The sequence below is a fragment of the Pseudomonas sp. GL-B-26 genome (genome assembly GCF_019947405.1).
Taxonomy (GTDB): domain Bacteria; phylum Pseudomonadota; class Gammaproteobacteria; order Pseudomonadales; family Pseudomonadaceae; genus Aquipseudomonas.
In genome coordinates this window covers 145088-162218 of record NZ_JAGYGJ010000011.1, presented here as the reverse complement: position 1 = coordinate 162218, position 17131 = coordinate 145088, and the positions used below count along the sequence as shown (strand labels likewise).

Here is a 17131-nt window from a genome sequence, read left to right as displayed (position 1 = left end):
TGAGCATGGATTCACTGGGTGACGAGATAGTTTCGCAGTCGGAAGCGGCAGCGTTAGATATGAGGTTTATCCAACGGGTAGACCGAGATCCTTTGGTCGCCATTGTTCCATCAAGCCGTCCTCCAAAGTACTTTTTTGCTGGAGATGCCGATCTGTTTTTTGATCCTGATCTGATGCCCGAAGGATGGATCAACCAAGCAGAGCTGTGTCATTTCAGCTGCATCAGTTTGGCTCGACAGCCACTCGCAGACAGGCTGGTTAAAATTGCTCGGCAGGCCAAAGAAGCTGGTAAACGGATTAGCTATGATCCGAACTGGCGCAATTTAATGGATAGCCATTATCGGGAGCAGACCTTCCCTACGATGACCACCCTTGCTGACATGATTAAGCTTTCCGACGAAGACCTTCGGCAAATTTATCCAGGGCTGACCGAGCACCAGGCAATGGATGAGCTTCGCGCTCTCAATCCTCAGGCGCAGATCCTGTTTACCCGAGGGGAACACGGGATGATTCTCCACACCCCGGACAGCCAACTCGAGCAGCCGGCTATTGCCGTGAAAGTGGAAGACACGGTTGGAGCAGGAGACGCTTGTATGGCTGGTTGGCTGGCGGCGGAGTTGCTGGGGATCTCAGACTTGAGCGCGCGCCTGCGATTTTCAGCGGCTTGCGCATCCATATCTTGCCGGTATGCCGGAGCCCATGCTCCAGCGCTAACTGATGTGGAAGGTTTGCTTCAGCGGCTAACACGTACCTGACCATGGTTGTCGGCGTCGAGGAGTTGTCCAAGTAAAACGACGCAACTCGTGGTTGTCTGATAGACCTTTTAAGCGTGAGCCCCTGAGTATGGGAATGCGGAACCTTCCCATACTCAGGGGCTTGGCCGCAGAAGCGCAGGCATGCGAGAGATTTAGCGACAGTCGTTACTTCTGTCGCCCTGCTGCACGACACGGATTGTCGCTAGGTTCGATGGTGAAGTAAGGCTGGTCGCGTTCAGCGTTGCCGACCTGAACTTTACGATGGTTTTACCTCGATGGAATGCTCTGCTTGGAGTTGATGAAGTTCTGTCCGGAAGGCGGCGGAGGTCGCCAAATAGAAAGTGGCAAACGTACCTCGCTGATGGACAGGAGAGTTAGGTGGCAAACGCGGGCGTAGTAATCGCCCCGTCGATTAGTTCAGCCAGAAGAGATGTCTTGTGGTGTTATTTCTGGCGAGCGAAGCAGGGGCGATGATCAACGGCGCGACCTAATTGTAGATGGTGGTTGCACCATCCAGGTGACACCAGTGAGCGAACAATTAATTATAGGCAGTGATTTTAATGGTGCATTACTCAAACTCTCATGATGTGACACTGACGCCCGGTTGGAAGGCGCTCTCCCGTCACCGTGAAGCGATGCAGGATTTCAGCATGCGCGAAGCCTTTAATGGCGATCCGCAGCGCTTTACCCAATTCACTCTTAGCAGCTGCGGCCTGTTTCTCGACTACTCGAAAAACCTGATCAACGCCGAGACCCGCAACCTGCTGGTGGGCCTGGCCAACGAAGTCGACCTCAAAGGCGCGATCAAAGCGCTGTTCGATGGCGAAATCGTCAACTCTTCCGAAGGGCGCCCGGCGCTGCACACCGCACTGCGCCGCCCGGTGGGCGACAAGTTGTCGGTCAACGGCGTCAACGTGATGCCCGATGTGCACAAGGTGCTGAACCAGATCACCGACCTCGTGGGCCGCATCCATAACGGTTTGTGGCGCGGTTACACCGAGAAGCCAATCACTGACGTGGTAAACATCGGCATTGGTGGCTCGTTCCTCGGCCCTGAGCTGGTGTCCGAAGCGCTGCTGTCCTACGCTCAGAAAGGCGTGCGCTGCCATTACCTGGCGAACATCGACGGCAGTGAATTTCACCAATTGACCATGAAGCTGCGCGCCGAGACCACGCTGTTCATCGTCTCGTCGAAATCCTTCAACACCCTCGAAACCCTGAAAAACGCCCAGGCTGCACGCGCCTGGTACCTGGATCAGGGTGGTTCGGAAGCCGAGCTGTACCGTCACTTCATTGCCGTTTCCAGCAACAATGCGGCGGCGATGGCATTCGGTATTCGCGAAGAAAACATCTTCCCGATGTGGGACTGGGTCGGCGGGCGTTACTCGCTGTGGTCGGCTATCGGTTTGCCGATTGCCCTGGCCATCGGCATGTCGAACTTCAAGGAACTGCTGTCCGGTGCCTACACCATGGACCAGCACTTCCAGAGCGCGCCTTTCGAACAGAACATGCCGGTGCTGCTGGCCTTGCTCGGTGTCTGGTACGGCAACTTCTGGGGCGCGCAAAGCCACGCGATCCTGCCGTACGACCACTACCTGCGCAACATCACCAAGCACTTGCAACAGCTGGACATGGAATCCAACGGCAAGAGCGTGCGCCAGGACGGCACGCCAGTGTCCACCGATACCGGCCCGGTGATCTGGGGCGGCGTCGGCTGCAACGGTCAGCACGCTTATCACCAATTGCTGCACCAAGGCACCCAGCTGATTCCGGCCGACTTTATCGTGCCGATCGTCAGCTTCAACCCGGTGTCCGACCACCACCAGTGGCTGTACGCCAACTGCCTGTCGCAAAGTCAGGCGCTGATGCTGGGCAAGACCCGCGCCGAGGCCGAAGCCGAGCTGCGTGACAAGGGCATGAGCGAGGATGAAGTGCAGAAGCTGGCGGCACACAAGGTGATCCCGGGCAACCGTCCGAGCAACACCCTGGTGGTCGAACGCATCAGCCCGCGTCGTCTTGGCGCACTGGTGGCGCTGTATGAACACAAAGTCTTCGTGCAAAGCGTGGTCTGGGGCATCAATGCCTTCGATCAGTGGGGCGTGGAACTGGGTAAAGAGCTGGGCAAAGGCGTCTACAACCGCTTGGTCGGTAGCGAAGAAGCGCCGGCCGAAGACCCGTCAACGCAAGGACTGATTAGGTACTTCCGTAGCCTTCACCGTGGCTGAGAAGCCCCATATTGTTTGAAAGAAGTCTTCCTGCTCCAGCGATTAGGCTCTCTTTTATTAGTCCTCAGTCGCAACCGGGTCGGGCCCCACTCACAGCCAATACTTCATCCATTCGCGAGTTCGCCCCAATGTTCGACTCTCTTTCCATCCGCCTGAAAATCGTTCTGCTGTCCGGCCTGTGCCTGCTGGGTGTGGTCTTCCTGATCGTCGGCATGAACATCTACCAAACCAATCGCAACGTTGAACTGGTCAGTGCCTCCAGCAGCAAGATGCTCACCGCCAGCGTGCAGGATTTGCTCCAGGCCAAGGTGGCCGAGCAAGCCATGCGGGTACAGAAGACCTTTGGCGAAAGCCTGTTGGTGGTGACCGCACTGGCCGATCAGATCAAAGACCTGCGCACCATGGCCGCCAAACGTTCGCTGGCAGCCAGCGTCCTGCGTGAGGAGTTGAACCAGAGCCTGAAAACCGCCTTCGAGCGCAACAGCAAAGTGCTGGGGATCTGGCTGGCATTCGAACCCGACGGCCTGGATGGCAAGGACAGAGAATTCGCCAATGATGCAGCTCGTCAGTCCAATGAGGCCGGTCGCTTCGCCAGTTATTGGAGTCGTGTCGGCGGTACCGGGATCAATACGATCATGGTCGAAGACGACATGACCAAAACCACTCTGAGCCTCAGCGGCACGCCTTACAACAGTTGGTACACTTGCCCCCGCGATAGCAAGCAAACCTGCCTGTTGGATCCGTATGCCGATACGGTTGCCGGTAAGGCAGTGCTAATGACCACCATTTCCGTACCGCTGCTGGTGGACGGCAAATCCATCGGTGTGGTCGGTGTGGACATCGCCCTCGATGCCCTGCAAGCCGCGGCGGTCGATTCACAGCGTGACCTGTTCAACAACGCCGGGCACATGCTGATCGTATCCGGCAGCGGTGTGCTGGCCGGTTACAGTATTGACGCGAGCAAGGTCGGCAAAAGCATTGGCGACACCTTGGGTATAGACGGCCAGGAGATTCTGCAACTGCTCAGCGCTGGCACGCCAAAAATCATCGAACAGGGTGACCTGATCCGTGCGGTGTACCCGGTCAGCCCAATCGCCGAGTCCAAAGCCTGGGGCGTGGTGATCGACCTGCCGAAACAAGTGATGCTAACCGACTCGGTAAAACTGCAAGCGGTGCTCACTGACGCACAGCAAAGTGGCACGATCAAAGCAATGCTGGTGGCAGTCGTTGCCGGCCTGGTCGGTCTGTTGCTGATCTGGCTCGCTGCTTCGGGCGTGACCCGGCCGATCAACAGCGTGGCCGAAATGCTCAAGGCGATTGCCAGCGGCGATGGTGACCTGACCCAACGCCTGCACTACAGCAAGAAAGATGAACTGGGCGAACTGGTCAGCTGGTTCAACCGCTTCCTCGACAAGCTGCAGCCGACCATCGCGCAGATTAAACAAAGCATCACCGACGCCCGTGGCACCGCCGACCAGTCTTCGGAAATCGCCCGTCAGACCAGCGAAGGCATGCAGGTGCAGTTCCGCGAAATCGACCAGGTTGCCACCGCATCCAATCAAATGAGCGCCACCGCCCATAACGTCGCCAACAGTGCGTCGAACGCGGCCAATGCGGCCAAAGGTGCCGACCAGTCGGCCCGCGATGGCATGTCGATCATCGAGCGCAGCACCCGTGACATCAATCAGTTGGCTGAAGAGGTCAGCAAGGCCGTGACCGAAGTCGAAGTGCTGGCGGTCAACAGCGAGCAGATCGGTTCGGTACTGGAAGTGATCCGCAGCATCGCCGAGCAGACCAACCTGCTGGCGCTCAACGCGGCAATTGAAGCGGCGCGTGCCGGTGAGAGCGGTCGCGGTTTTGCAGTGGTGGCCGATGAAGTGCGCAACCTGGCCAAACGGACCCAGGATTCGGTGGAAGAAATCCGCATCGTCATCGAACGCATCCAGACCGGCACCCGAGGCGTGGTCGCCACGATGCATTCGAGTCAGACCCAGGCCCACAGCAACGCCGGGCAGATCCAGCAAGCGGTCCAGGCGTTGAGCAAAATCAGTGAAGCGGTCACGGTGATCAGCGACATGAACCTGCAAATCGCCAGCGCTGCGGAACAGCAAAGCGCCGTGGCCGAAGAGGTCAACCGCAATGTTTCGGCCATCCGCACCGTCACCGAAACCCTGACGGGACAAGCCACTGAATCAGCGCAGATCAGCAGCCACCTCAACTCCCTGACCACCCAGCAGTTGAAATTGATGGATCAATTTCGGGTATAGCAAATACTCACAAATCACTGCGGGGGCTGTCTTGCCCCTATTCCGTAATGATGGCAAGTCACTTCTTACCGTCTGATTGACTAACAGGTGCCATCAGCGCATCGCCGCACCGACGATAGTCTCTTATCGTCGAGGCGATGTGGCTTACCACGACTCGCTCAGGCCTCTCATGCTTAAATCTGCTAATACCACTCTTTACCCGTGCGCTGAAATGCGCACCAGTGCCGCATTGGCAAATGCCTCTTTGATCACGTTCTCTGCGATTCTTACCGTCGTCTTTGCAATGGCGGTCTCACTGCTGTTGTATTTCGCCCAAGGCTTGAATCGTACGGAGATGGAACAAGCGCAGTCCCTTATTGAGAAAAGCATAAATGGGGCTGAAAAGTCCTTGCACTTGACCATTAAGGACTATGCATTCTGGGGTGATGCCTATAAGCATTTGCACCGTACTGTCGATTTCGATTGGGCGTATGTGCGAGAAAATTTCGGTCCGGCCCAATTTGATGACTTTGGTTTTCAGGGCATGTTCGTCCTGGGACCTTCCGATCGTACCGTATACTCCGTGATCGAGGGCAAGTTCAAGGATATATCGGCCGCGGAATGGATCGGGCGGCCTATCGGTGAGCTAGTAAGCGACGCTCGCGCCGAGTCCAAGTACGAAGAAGTTGTAACCCTGATTACGACGCTCAAAGGGACGCCGACATTGATCGCGGCAGCGGCCATTACGCCAGGCACGGACCCCACTGTAGAGCCGGATGGCAGGCCATCATCGGTGATGATGATCGTCAAAATACTAGATCCCGCCAAGTTGGATGCAATCGGCGAAAATCTGGGTATCAAAGGGCTACGCATTGCTACAGACAATGACACGACTGTGCCACGCGTCATATTGCATGGTGACCACAACAACGTCATTCAACTGCAATGGAGCGCAGTGAAACCAGGACGGCAATTGGTTATCTTCGTGCTGCCGCTGATAGTTCTGGCAGGGCTCACCATCTTTCTAATGACTTGGATCATTCTGCGTCGCAACACAAAGGACGCGCGCGCTCTGGACGAGAACCATGAGTTGTTGAGAAACAGCCAAGCCGCCCTTGCCATAAGCGAATCGCGCTTTCGCGACGTGGCGGAAGCCAGTTCTGATTGGATATGGGAAACTGATATTGAAGGGCGAGTAACTTATTTGTCCGATAGGTTCGAGACGGTAACCGGTCTGTCAAAGACCCAATGGTTAGGCATTCCGATCGACAATCTTGTCGACTTGCAACATGGGACGCTGTTGGATTGGCTTCGAAGCAACAATAGACTTTGTAACACGACCACGGAATGCAGCTACACCGATGTCCATCTATGTAAACGAATCGCCAAAATAGCAGCGCGCAATATTGATAAGCAGGGTTTTCGCGGCACCGCGACAGACGTAACTGAAGAAATAGAATCGCGCCAACGCATCGAATACCTTTCTAAACACGACGTGCTGACGGGGCTACCAAACAGGAGCCAGTTGCGCGAGTTTCTTGACAGCAAATTTTCCACAGTGCTTGCATTAAACTCACCATTGGCCATGCTGACCATCGACCTTGATCGGTTCAAGCCGGTCAATGATCTTCTTGGGCATGCTGCGGGGGATCGTGTGCTGAACAAGATTGCGGCTCGACTCAAACAGTGCGTCCGTAATGAAGACATTGTGGCTAGAGTGGGCGGTGACGAGTTTGTCATGGTCATCTCCGGCAAGGTTGAGCATTCGGAAGTCGAAACCATTTGCCGTCGATTGATTGGTTTGATCGAGCAAGCAATCGTGATAGATGGTCAAAACATCTTTGTCAGCGCTAGTGTGGGGATTGCAATGGCACCCCGGGACGCGTCGCAGGCAATTGAATTATTGCGCTATTCAGATATTGCGCTGTATGAGGCCAAAACCAGCGGCCGCGGTATCTGGCGATTTTATGATAGAGAGATGAATGATCGAATCATCGAGCGTAGACGACTAGAAAGTGATCTTCGATATGCTATCAACCATAGTGAGCTGCGACTTCAATTTCAGCCCAGGTTTCGAATTTCTGACGGCAAGATGATGGGAGCCGAGGCATTGGTTCGTTGGGAACATCCTATACGGGGCCTATTGACCCCTGAGGAGTTTATCCCGATCGCCGAAGAAACAGGGCTCATCACTGCATTGGGTGATTGGGTCTTGCACACAGCTTGCAGTCAAGCTATTCGCTGGCCCGAGGATCTATTCGTATCGGTCAACGTTTCCTCGAAAGAATTTCAGGGAGGTCAGTTGGTCGAGCGCGTAAAAACTGCCTTGATCACATCTGGACTAGTAGCGGCACGGCTCGAACTGGAAGTGACTGAAAGCGTCATGCTGGAAGATACCGATAATGCACTTCTCTTGATGCGAACCCTGAAATCACTTGGGGTCAGAATTTCGATGGATGATTTTGGTACGGGTTACTCATCCTTGAGCTATTTGCGGTCGTTTCCTTTCGACGGGCTTAAGATCGATCGTAGCTTTGTCAATAGGCTGAGCGAGGACCCAGTTGATCTGGCGATCATCAAAGCCGTGATCGGGCTGGGCCGAGCACTTTCGCTCACGGTGACCGCCGAAGGTATTGAAACACTTGAACATCTTCAGTTGCTCGATTCAGTTTCATGTGATGAAGGCCAAGGTTATTTTCTGTGTCGACCAATGTGCGCGAGCAAATTCGACGACTTGTTGCTATCAGCTAAGCATGTCAGTCGGTAGATGAAGATTGGCGACTAGTACTTGGATTTCAACGCCTATTAATACTGTGTCTATTAGCCGTGACGTTTACGTCACCGCCAATATTTAAAAAAACGAATACATTACTGACTGGCATTATCCTGTGCGGGTTTTCTTTTGTCTGCGAACTCTACAGATGTTGCTGACTCTGAAACAACAGACAAGATTAAGCTGAATCCCACTAGGCACTGCCAGTCTTCATCAATAGAAAGTGGCTAATAAGAAGTGAATCATCATTATGGGTAGAGTTGTTGCTGCTGCGGTTTACAGCGCCGGTAAAAAAGTCACCAATATCACCCTCGACGAAGGCGCTGCCTGGGCTGCGAAGCCTGGCCACTTTGTGTGGATTGGCCTCGAAGAACCGAACGCCCAGGAGCTGTTCAACCTGCAACGCCAGTTCAATCTGCACGAGCTGGCCATTGAAGACGCCATGGAAAAACACAGCCGGCCGAAGCTGGAAACGTTCGGCGACGCGCTGTTTATCGTCACGTATTCGCCGATCCGCAATGAAGGTAAACTGCAGTTCATCGAGACTCATATCTTTGCCGGCAAGGGCTACATCATTACCGCACGCAATGGTCATTCGGCGTCCTACGCCCATGTCCGACAGCGTTGTGAGGCGCGGCCGCTGTTGCTGGAGCATGGGGAAGATTTCGCACTCTATGCCATCCTCGACTTCGTGATTGAAAACTACCAGCCGATGGGCGAAGCGATCCATGCCGAGATCGATGAGCTGGAACGCAGCGTCATGTTCGGCTCTTTGAACGAGCACGACATTCAGAAACTCCACAGTCTGCGCCGCGATGTATTGCGCTTGCGCCGGTTTGCGGGACCGATGGTGGAGATCGGTGAGGAGCTGCAGAACCTGAGCTTTCCATTTATCGACAAGAACATGCGTCCGTATTTCCGCGATGTGCAGATTCACGTCACGCGGCAAATGGAAGACCTGACGACCCTGGCAGACATCGCCAGCCAGACCATCGAGGTCGGGGTGTTGCTGGAGGCGTCACGGCAGAGTGTGGTGCAGCGCAAGTTTGCGGCGTGGGCGGCGATTCTGGCGTTCCCGACAGCGATAGCCGGGATTTACGGGATGAACTTTCAGGACATGCCGGAGTTGAGTTGGCATTACGGGTATTTCGCGGTGTTGGGGTTTATCACTGTTGGGTGCGTCGGTTTGTGGACGAGTTTCAAGCGGTCGGGGTGGTTGTAGTCAATCCGATCTCCTTCGAACGCTTTGCACAATTGATTGATCCCGCATGGATCGAACAGGCGCTGGCGTTGACCGGTACGATCGAATAAGCGGGCAGAATCGCGAATTACCTTAGTCAGCTACATAGACGTTCGTAATGCCGTTTGGGCCGCGTCCGCGGCCCAAACATCCATTCACGCCCAACCAGGCGTGCCTTATCCCTGTCATGAGATATCACTCGATGTTTTTGCAAAAATCCCTGAGAGCACAAATTCTCGCCCTGTTGAGCGGCAGCCTGTTGGCGATGTTGCTGATCGCTTTGGCCTGCTTTCACTTTCTGTCCAGCGGCGTTCAGAGCTACGTGAACCTGATCGAAGGTCCGTTGCACACGTCGCAATTGATCGATGAAGCCAACCTGCAATTCAAGGTGCAGGTTCAGGAGTGGAAAAACGTGCTGCTGCGCGGCAAGGAACCTGCGAACCTGGACAAGTACTGGAAGCAGTTCGAGGAGCGCCAACGCGACGTGCAGGGCATCCTCGGTGAACTGGCCGGGCAGAAGGGCATCGAGCCGCAACTCAAAACTCGCATCGAACGCCTGCGTGAAGAGCATCGTGTATTAGGTGCGGCCTATCAGAAGGGCCGTGATGCCTACGTCGCTGCCGGGGCCGACCCCGCGGCCGGCGATAACGCGGTCAAGGGCGTGGACCGTGCGGCCAGCGAACAGATGAATGAATTGGTCAGCGAACTGCGCAAGCAGGGCATGGAGCAATCGAAGCTGATCAGCGCCAGTGCTGATGAAACGGTGTTGCTGGGGATCATCGTGATGTTGGTGTCGGGTCTGCTGATTGGCCTGTTGAGCCTGTGGCTGGTCAACCGCAACCTGGTGGAGCCGATCCGTAAACTGATCGACTATGTGGCACAACTCAGCCAGGGCCGCTTTGCCGAACGCGTGGCCAGTACCCGTCAGGATGAGTTGGGCAACCTGGCCAAGGCCGCCAACACCTTGCGCGATTTCCTCGCCGAAACCTTCAATCGTTTGCAGCGCAGTGCGACGGATCTGAACACCGCCAGCGGCGAGCTGAATTCGATTGCCGGCCTCATGGCCAGCGGCACCAACGAGCAGTTCAGCCGTACCGATCAGGTGGCCACGGCGATGAACGAAATGTCCGCCACTGCGCAAGAAGTCGCGCGCCACGCCGCCGACGCGGCACGTGCGGCCGATGATGCCGACCAGTCCGCCCAGCAGGGCGAAAAGGTCATGCAGGGCACTATTCACACCATCACCCAAATGCGTGGCGAAATTGCCAACACCGCCACGGTCATCCGTCGTCTGGAAGCCGACAGCGGACGCATCGGTAAAGTGCTGGAAGTGATTCGGGGCATCGCTGAACAGACCAATCTGCTGGCGCTCAACGCCGCAATCGAAGCGGCCCGCGCCGGTGAAGCCGGGCGTGGTTTTGCGGTGGTCGCCGATGAAGTACGCAGCCTGGCCCAGCGCACAGCGGCATCGATCATCGAGATCAACCAGATCATTCAAACCGTGCAAACCGGCGCAGTGGACGCGGCTCAGGCTATCGAAAGCGGCCAGTCGCGCAGCGAAGAAAGTGTCGAACAGGTGACTCAGGCTGGCGCCATGCTCGAGCGCATCACCCATGCCGTGGAAGCCATTCGCGACATGAACCGCCAGATCGCCACCGCCGCCGAAGAGCAGACCTCGGTGGCCGAAGACATCTCGCGCAACCTCACCGAAATCACCAGCATCGCCAGTACCAACCTGGACCACGTGCAGCGCACCGAGGCAGCCAGCCACAATCTGCATGGCTTGTCGGGGCAGTTAAATGAAGTGACGGCACGCCTTAGCGCCTAGTCGGGCCGTTGGGGGTTAGATCGGCTGCTTGCTGAGCTGCCATGTTGGAAGACATCGAGCCCCATATTTGGTCATAGACTTGCTCGGGGCAATGTAAAGACCAAAAACTCTCATCATTTGTGTAAGCTTCCGGCAGTGATACTTAATCTATTAAACGTGTGCTGTATTCCACTTTGGGCTAATTCCCAGTCAGTTAAGCCCTCCAGTTTTTTTTGGGGGTATTTGACTGGCCTAGGCTTGACAAGCCAGTCTAAGAGTCGGCGCCGTCGCAGCAACGTTTGCGCCTGTGCGAAGCCATGGATGTGTGATTTGCTGAACAACGCTAAATACGCATACTTCATACAAATCAATGTTTTTGGTGTAACGTTACGAGACTTATCACATAGAGATTTCCCATGTCCAAACTTGCAGAATTTCGCCAACTGGAAAAACATCTCGCCGAACAACTCCAAGCCCTCGAAGCTCTGAAAGGCGATGCTGGCCTTCAAAAAGAAATCGATTTCGAAAAGAAGCTGCGCAACTTGCTTGCCAAGTACGGCTACAGCCTGAAAGACGTAATCAACATGCTTGATCCACAAGCCGGTCGTCGTGCTCCCACTGCCCAGTCCAATCGGGCACGCGTAAGCCACGCCAGGTGAAGGTCTACAAAAATCCGCATACCGGCGAGATGATTGAAACCGTGGCAACCACAAAACATTGAAGGAGTGGAAAGCTGAGTACGGCTCTGACACCGTAGAGTCTTGGCTGACCAAGTGATTTTTGATTTGAGTACAGAGGGGCTCTGCGGGGCCCTTTTTGCTGTACGGGTTTTATGAAAGCAAGGTTTCTGCGCGACGATAGCGCGATCTCGACGATGCACACATCGATGGGCGAGATTCCATTATCGTCCTCTCACATGAACCATGGTTTCAGCGTACGTTCTCGTTTTTTACTTTACTACCCGAGGTGGAATTCCCTACAGACGAGTTAGTTCGTTTACTACTTGGCATCATCTGTGTGGGTGCATTATTGGAGGTTTTCTTCGGTCACTAATTATTCAGCAATGAACCAATGCTTGTCCTTGCGGTTTGCCTTGCTTTTCCCAAAGCCGATATGCCGCTTCTCGTATTTTTTGTTCGTCCATTTCAAATTCCTGCCGTTTTCCCAGTACAAAACGTGATCACCAGATCAACGATGACGTCGCCAGTTTGATCCGCGGTTTCCTGGCATTTGACTGTCCTGCATTCGTTTTCGCTCATGATCGTTTGACTCTCATTCCATCGTAGGAAAGGTTTCAATATGCTCATGTTGAGTTCTACTCGGACGTATATTACCGGCCGGTTCAGCACTCAGGCAGCGACGTGACTCGCGTCCGAGCCTCACCCTCAATGAATCGCTTCATGATCGCCCCCGATACGATCTAGACGATCAAAGGTTAGACAAACACTGGCGTTTTCACACCCAAAGCAGGCAGTGAAGAGTACGTATAAGGCCTTTTGTGACACGTTATCGACAATGAGTGGAAGGTCTGGGTCATTGTCTTTAAGCTTGGACGCCAGTGCTTTTTTTAAAAATTTGAAAAACTGGTCAATTATCGAAGGTGCAACGAGGCTTCTCAATGAAAGAAAATCTTAGCGAGGAAGAAATGCGCCAAGCGCTTTTTGGTTTGGGCAGCAATGAGACAATTCCAACGATTCAGGATTCGCTCATCACAGCAGACTCGCAACACGTGTCAAAACCTCGCAAGGTTGCCACCTCTCGGTCACCCAAACTGAGGGTGACACTGCGTGTTACGACAGAGTTCGAGGGCAAAGCGGACACGTTCGTCTACGAGGCGAACACGCTTAGTAGTCTTATCGCGGAACAGGAAGCAAAGGCTGAAGCAAAGAAGAAAAGATTTAAGTATTTTGAGCTGATCTCGATCAAAGCAATCTAGTAATCCTCTTGTCTGGAATCCCATCCACATCTAAATTTTGTAGAGTTGAATGCAGCTTAAGGAAGGCCCCTGACCTTTGATCTACACGCGGAATCAATGCGGTTCGAAAGATGGCAAAAAAACAGATACTGGCTTCCTATTATTTGTCTTTCGTATTTTTGAACAGAGAAGCAAAGAATCCAGGCTTTTTTCCTTGGTTTGGCAATAGGGCGGTGCGCAGCATGAATGGGTTGCAGCTTCAGGAGTTTTACGAGGCCTCAAACGACACCGTCATCCTTTTGCTAGTCGATGACCAGCAAATGAATTGGGTGAATTGAAGCGACTCGTTAATTCTGATGGGTTGATAGATTTAGCAAACTGCAGACATTTTGACGAACTTCTACAAGCCGAATTGCAGAGCGCTAACGAAGCACAACAACGAACGGCTGCACTCGAAACTGGGATACCTGCCACCGACCGTTTACGAGCGGGCGATGGTGTCGACCTCACCTATCAAGGTGTCCGGAATTTGTTGACCTCTACACACACTCTATTGGGCATGCTCAAGCCTCTTGAAACAAAGCAACCCGATCATGCTGACAAAGGCGAAGACGAGCCAACCCATGCTGATCGGCGTCCATCGTGCGCCCATACTCCCCAGATAGTTCCCCAATGCTCCGCCTATTGCCCAAGAGACTGCTGACGCGCCGAAATAGCTTCCAACATTGCTCTCGGTCGTCAGTTCAGCGAGAGCGATGTTCGACGCGGGTAAGATGAGGCTTTCACCGAACGTGAAAACTAAAGCTATGACGACGAGGATCACCAGAGACTGCTGTGAGTTCCATTCACGTAGGAAAATAAGCGCTGCCAGTGCAAAACAGGCGAGCAGCGCGAGATGACCGATTGACATCAGAGATTGCCACTTCGTGCGTTGAAACCATCGCATTCCCAGAAGCGCGGTTAAGACACCGAACAAAGCGTTCGCGATGTAGAACGGTCGCACACCGTTATACCCAGACACTCCCTGAGCGAAAGTCAGCGGGATGAAGACATAAATTTGCGTGTACACAGTCCAGAACGGGATAAGTGCGATGCAGAGTCTTCGAAATTGCCTGTCGTGGAAAGCATCAAAAAGCACAGAGGCAACACAGCTCGGTCTTTCATTCACGCGCGTTCGTACAGCCGCGAACGGTGCCACCAAAGCCAACGCAGCGAAAATATAACCGCTCACCTCAAATGGAAAAGCGCCGCTATGGGCAGGCAGTAAGAACAGCAGTGTTGGCCCGACCAGCGCACCCAGGTTAAGTACAAGATTATTCAAGACGAATACACGCGAACGAATGTCTGTTTTGAGGGTGCCGAACACGGAGTGCGCGGTCGTTTCATAGAGGGCTGCGCCGAATCCACTCAAGAAAGCACATGCGGCCAACGCGGGGAAATCGAGAACATGGCCCAAACCGATGAATCCCATAGCACGGCACACCAAACCCAACGAAGCCAGTACTCTGCTATTGAATTGGTCGGTAGCGGATCCTAGAATAAGTGGCAACAACCGACTCGACAGCAGGCTCACGGTGAGTACGCTCGCGACATCGCTGGCGCTCAAACCTCGCTCGATGCTCAGAAAGGCAGCCAGCAGCGGAAAAGACCCGAACACCGAGAGATTAACGAGAAACTGCAGAAAGAGCAGGACCGTTGTTGCTAAGCCGACTCCCCCCGTCAATCGATCAAAAAGCGGCGAAGCCCGGCGAACCTTCATTGATTGCCTGGCGTCACTCGCAGACCGAACGCTTTGCAAATCGAGTTTATTTCCCAATGCGCGGTGATCAAAATCGTCCATCCTTCTCTCCCTGATGTATTTATGGACCGGAAGGACGAAGAGCACAAAAAAGCCCCGTCCGTTTCCGGCGGGGCTTTTCGGTTAAATTATGGCAAGTGTTTAGAGCGCACAACCTCCCCGCGGCCCGCCGATGGCGGTCGTGGTGGTTGTCGTGGTGGTGACGAAAAGTGCGTTCATTAGATTCAACGTAACGCCTTCCGTATTGTTCGTCAAAGGCAGATTGGTGTTTTTTCTAAGGAAACTCTGAAAAACACCTCCAGATTTGGTGAAATACCCGCCTCTTCACCCCACTGAACGGTTGAGCCCCGATGATAAGTATGCCGGTATCCATCTTCAAACAGACGGATGATGGTATTGCCGTACGCATGGCCATCTTTGCCACGCTGCTGGGTGTTCAGAACCAGATCCAGCACTCATTACGCGATGTAGGGTGGCGTGTGCCGATCTTTCTGCGGCCGGACGAGGCAGCGCCATACCGGGAGCAGTGACCACGGGCGACTACTTTTGGCCGTTTTCTGCCTGTGTTGACCGGCTGAAATCGACCCAAACGAGACGGTCAACGCAGGTCTCGCAGGCGTCCGTTACCTTACGTAGTGCGGACGTGTCCCTGAAAGCTCTACCTTTAAGTTCGGGCCAAGAGGCGGTGTTCAGTCAACTGGAATTGATATGGCGGGATAAAAGTATTGGCAGTTCTCGGGTGAGCAAGTAGTGAATCGCTGACTATCAAAAACGCACTATTAACGATACTCAAAATGATCGTGAAAACATTGAAAAATTCAGCACCGAGCAGGGTTAAGATGGATCCGCGCACCAAGCCACTACAAGCGGCGCCCACCCGAACCTGGCCAAGCTGTACGATAAGCTGGCTGAGCGCGCCTCGTTCAAGGACACCGTGCCACAGTAAACGCCGCGCCACTGGACAATTAGGACGCGTTAAAAAAATGGGACGTTTTGGCGGACAACAACGGAGTGGAGCAGGGGTTTCACGGGGTCTGGCCCGTGCCTGCGCAACGGATCGCCACATGGCGATCCCCTCGATGCAGGGCACCAGGCGCGCCGCAGTGCGAGCACTGCAAGCGATTGGGAACGCGGCAGCGCGCCGGTTGCGGTCAGCAAAAACGGCCAAGTTGTTTTTTGACGCGGCCTTAGTGGAAAACGACGCGCCGCCCGGCTTCCAGGCGGCGTTTTTTATCGGAAAGCACGCATGAGCAAAACCCCCAACGACAAAGCCCAGCAGCGCCTGCAAATGGCCGACATCGCGCGCATTGCCGGCGTCTCCACCTCGACCGTCTCGCGCGCCCTCAGCGGCAGCAAGCTGATCAACGACAAGACGCGCCAGCGCATCCTGGAACTGGCGAGCTCGCTCAAGTATTCGATCAACATCGGCGCGCAAAACTTGCGCCTGAAGCAGAATCGCACCGTCGGCGTGGTGGTGCCGTACGACTCGCGCACGCCCCAGCACCTGTCCGACCCCTTCTTTTTGAGCATGCTGGGCAGCCTGGCCGACGCCCTCACCGAGCAGGGCTTTGACATGCTGCTGTCGCGGGTCGACGCCGAAACGCTGGACGCCGCCGCCCGGCCCTTCGACAGCGGCCGCGTCATCGGCGTCATCCTGATCGGCCAGTGGCGCCACCACGAGCAGCTCAACGAGCTGGCGGCGCGGCGCGTGCCCATCGTCGTCTGGGGCGCGCAACTGCCGCAGCAGTTGTACTGCACCATAGGCGGCGACAACGCCGCCGGCGGTCGGCTGGCGACCGAGCACCTACTCGGGCGCGGCCGCCGCGGCATCGCGTTCTTCGGCGACACCCATTTGCCCGAGGTGGAGCAGCGCCACCGGGGTTACCGCGAGGCGCTGGCCGCGGCCGGCATGGCCAGCGACGAGCGGCTGCGCGTGCCAGTGTCGTTCCTGCCGCAGGGCGGCGCCGAGGCGGTCGACGAACTGCTGCGCCGCGGCGTGCCTTTCGACGCGGTGTTCGTCTGCAGCGACTTGCTGGCCATGACCACCATCAACGCGCTGCGCCAGCGCGGCAGGCGCGTGCCCGAAGACGTGGCCGTGGTCGGCTACGACGACATTGAACTGTCGAGCTACTTCCACCCGCCGCTGAGCACCGTGCGCCAGCCGGTCCACGCGGCCGGGCGGGCGCTGGTGGAGGCGCTGCTGGCGCTGCTCGACGGCGAAGCCGTCCCCTCGCGCCAGCTGGCCACCGAGCTGGTGGTGCGCGCCACCAGCTGAACGGCCGGCGACAGCGGCATCAGTGCCAGCCAAACCGCCGGCGACGCCACCTAAACCAGAAGCGTGAATCCGGGGTCGGACCTTAAAATCTGACCCC

At 55.2% G+C, this 17131-nt stretch carries 12 protein-coding genes and 2 pseudogenes; 11 read left to right on the top strand and 3 right to left on the bottom strand.

Going from position 1 to position 17131, the window contains the following annotated elements; all coding sequences use genetic code 11:
• The 8 genes and pseudogenes from KGB23_RS10185 to KGB23_RS10155 all read left to right on the top strand — a co-directional run.
• Positions 1–755: PfkB family carbohydrate kinase (locus tag KGB23_RS10185; protein ID WP_223430949.1), on the top strand; the 755-nt coding region annotated here is incomplete at its 5' end.
• Positions 756–1315: 560 nt separating this feature from the next.
• Positions 1316–2980: a glucose-6-phosphate isomerase gene (gene pgi, locus KGB23_RS10180; protein WP_223430947.1), complete on the top strand. Its 1665-nt coding sequence runs from the start codon at positions 1316–1318 to the stop codon at positions 2978–2980.
• A gap of 128 nt (positions 2981–3108) precedes the next feature.
• Positions 3109–4341, top strand: a pseudogene (locus tag KGB23_RS30390) (chemotaxis protein); the annotation flags it as partial.
• Positions 4342–4491: 150 nt separating this feature from the next.
• Positions 4492–5247 (top strand): methyl-accepting chemotaxis protein, encoded by a 756-nt coding sequence (locus tag KGB23_RS30385; protein ID WP_411741493.1) that lies wholly within the window; start codon positions 4492–4494, stop codon positions 5245–5247.
• Between the two features lie 211 nt (positions 5248–5458).
• Positions 5459–7993, top strand: a complete 2535-nt coding sequence (locus KGB23_RS10170) for an EAL domain-containing protein (RefSeq protein WP_223430944.1) — start codon at positions 5459–5461, stop codon at positions 7991–7993.
• Between the two features lie 256 nt (positions 7994–8249).
• Complete coding sequence (locus KGB23_RS10165) at positions 8250–9221, top strand: magnesium and cobalt transport protein CorA (RefSeq protein ID WP_223430943.1); 972 nt, start codon at positions 8250–8252, stop codon at positions 9219–9221.
• A 220-nt stretch (positions 9222–9441) separates the two neighbouring features.
• Positions 9442–11067 carry a methyl-accepting chemotaxis protein gene (locus tag KGB23_RS10160; protein ID WP_223430942.1) on the top strand — a complete coding sequence of 542 codons (1626 nt, stop codon included), beginning with the start codon at positions 9442–9444 and terminating at the stop codon, positions 11065–11067.
• A gap of 395 nt (positions 11068–11462) precedes the next feature.
• Positions 11463–11823: pseudogene (locus KGB23_RS10155) on the top strand (histone-like nucleoid-structuring protein, MvaT/MvaU family).
• 280 nt (positions 11824–12103) lie between these two features.
• On the opposite strand, the gene KGB23_RS30380 reads toward KGB23_RS10155, so the two are convergent.
• Positions 12104–12190: a DUF2934 domain-containing protein gene (locus tag KGB23_RS30380; RefSeq protein WP_223430958.1), complete on the bottom strand. Its 87-nt coding sequence runs from the start codon at positions 12188–12190 to the stop codon at positions 12104–12106.
• Positions 12191–12664: 474 nt separating this feature from the next.
• Between KGB23_RS30380 and KGB23_RS10145 the strand changes: the two genes are divergently transcribed.
• Complete coding sequence (locus KGB23_RS10145) at positions 12665–12982, top strand: hypothetical protein (RefSeq protein ID WP_223430941.1); 318 nt, start codon at positions 12665–12667, stop codon at positions 12980–12982.
• Positions 12983–13511: 529 nt separating this feature from the next.
• Here KGB23_RS10145 and KGB23_RS10140 read toward each other — a convergent pair.
• Positions 13512–14801, bottom strand: a complete 1290-nt coding sequence (locus KGB23_RS10140; protein ID WP_223430940.1) for an MFS transporter — start codon at positions 14799–14801, stop codon at positions 13512–13514.
• Positions 14802–15010: 209 nt separating this feature from the next.
• Positions 15011–15214, bottom strand: coding sequence for a hypothetical protein (locus KGB23_RS10135; protein WP_223430939.1), 204 nt, complete (start codon positions 15212–15214; stop codon positions 15011–15013).
• A gap of 609 nt (positions 15215–15823) precedes the next feature.
• On the opposite strand from KGB23_RS10135, the gene KGB23_RS10130 reads away from it, so the two are divergent.
• Complete coding sequence (locus KGB23_RS10130) at positions 15824–16009, top strand: hypothetical protein (RefSeq protein ID WP_223430938.1); 186 nt, start codon at positions 15824–15826, stop codon at positions 16007–16009.
• On the top strand, positions 16006–17034 hold the full coding sequence (locus KGB23_RS10125; protein WP_223430936.1) for a LacI family DNA-binding transcriptional regulator: 1029 nt from the start codon (positions 16006–16008) through the stop codon (positions 17032–17034). The genes KGB23_RS10130 and KGB23_RS10125 overlap by 4 nt, the downstream gene beginning before the upstream one ends.
• Positions 17035–17131 lie beyond the last annotated feature (97 nt).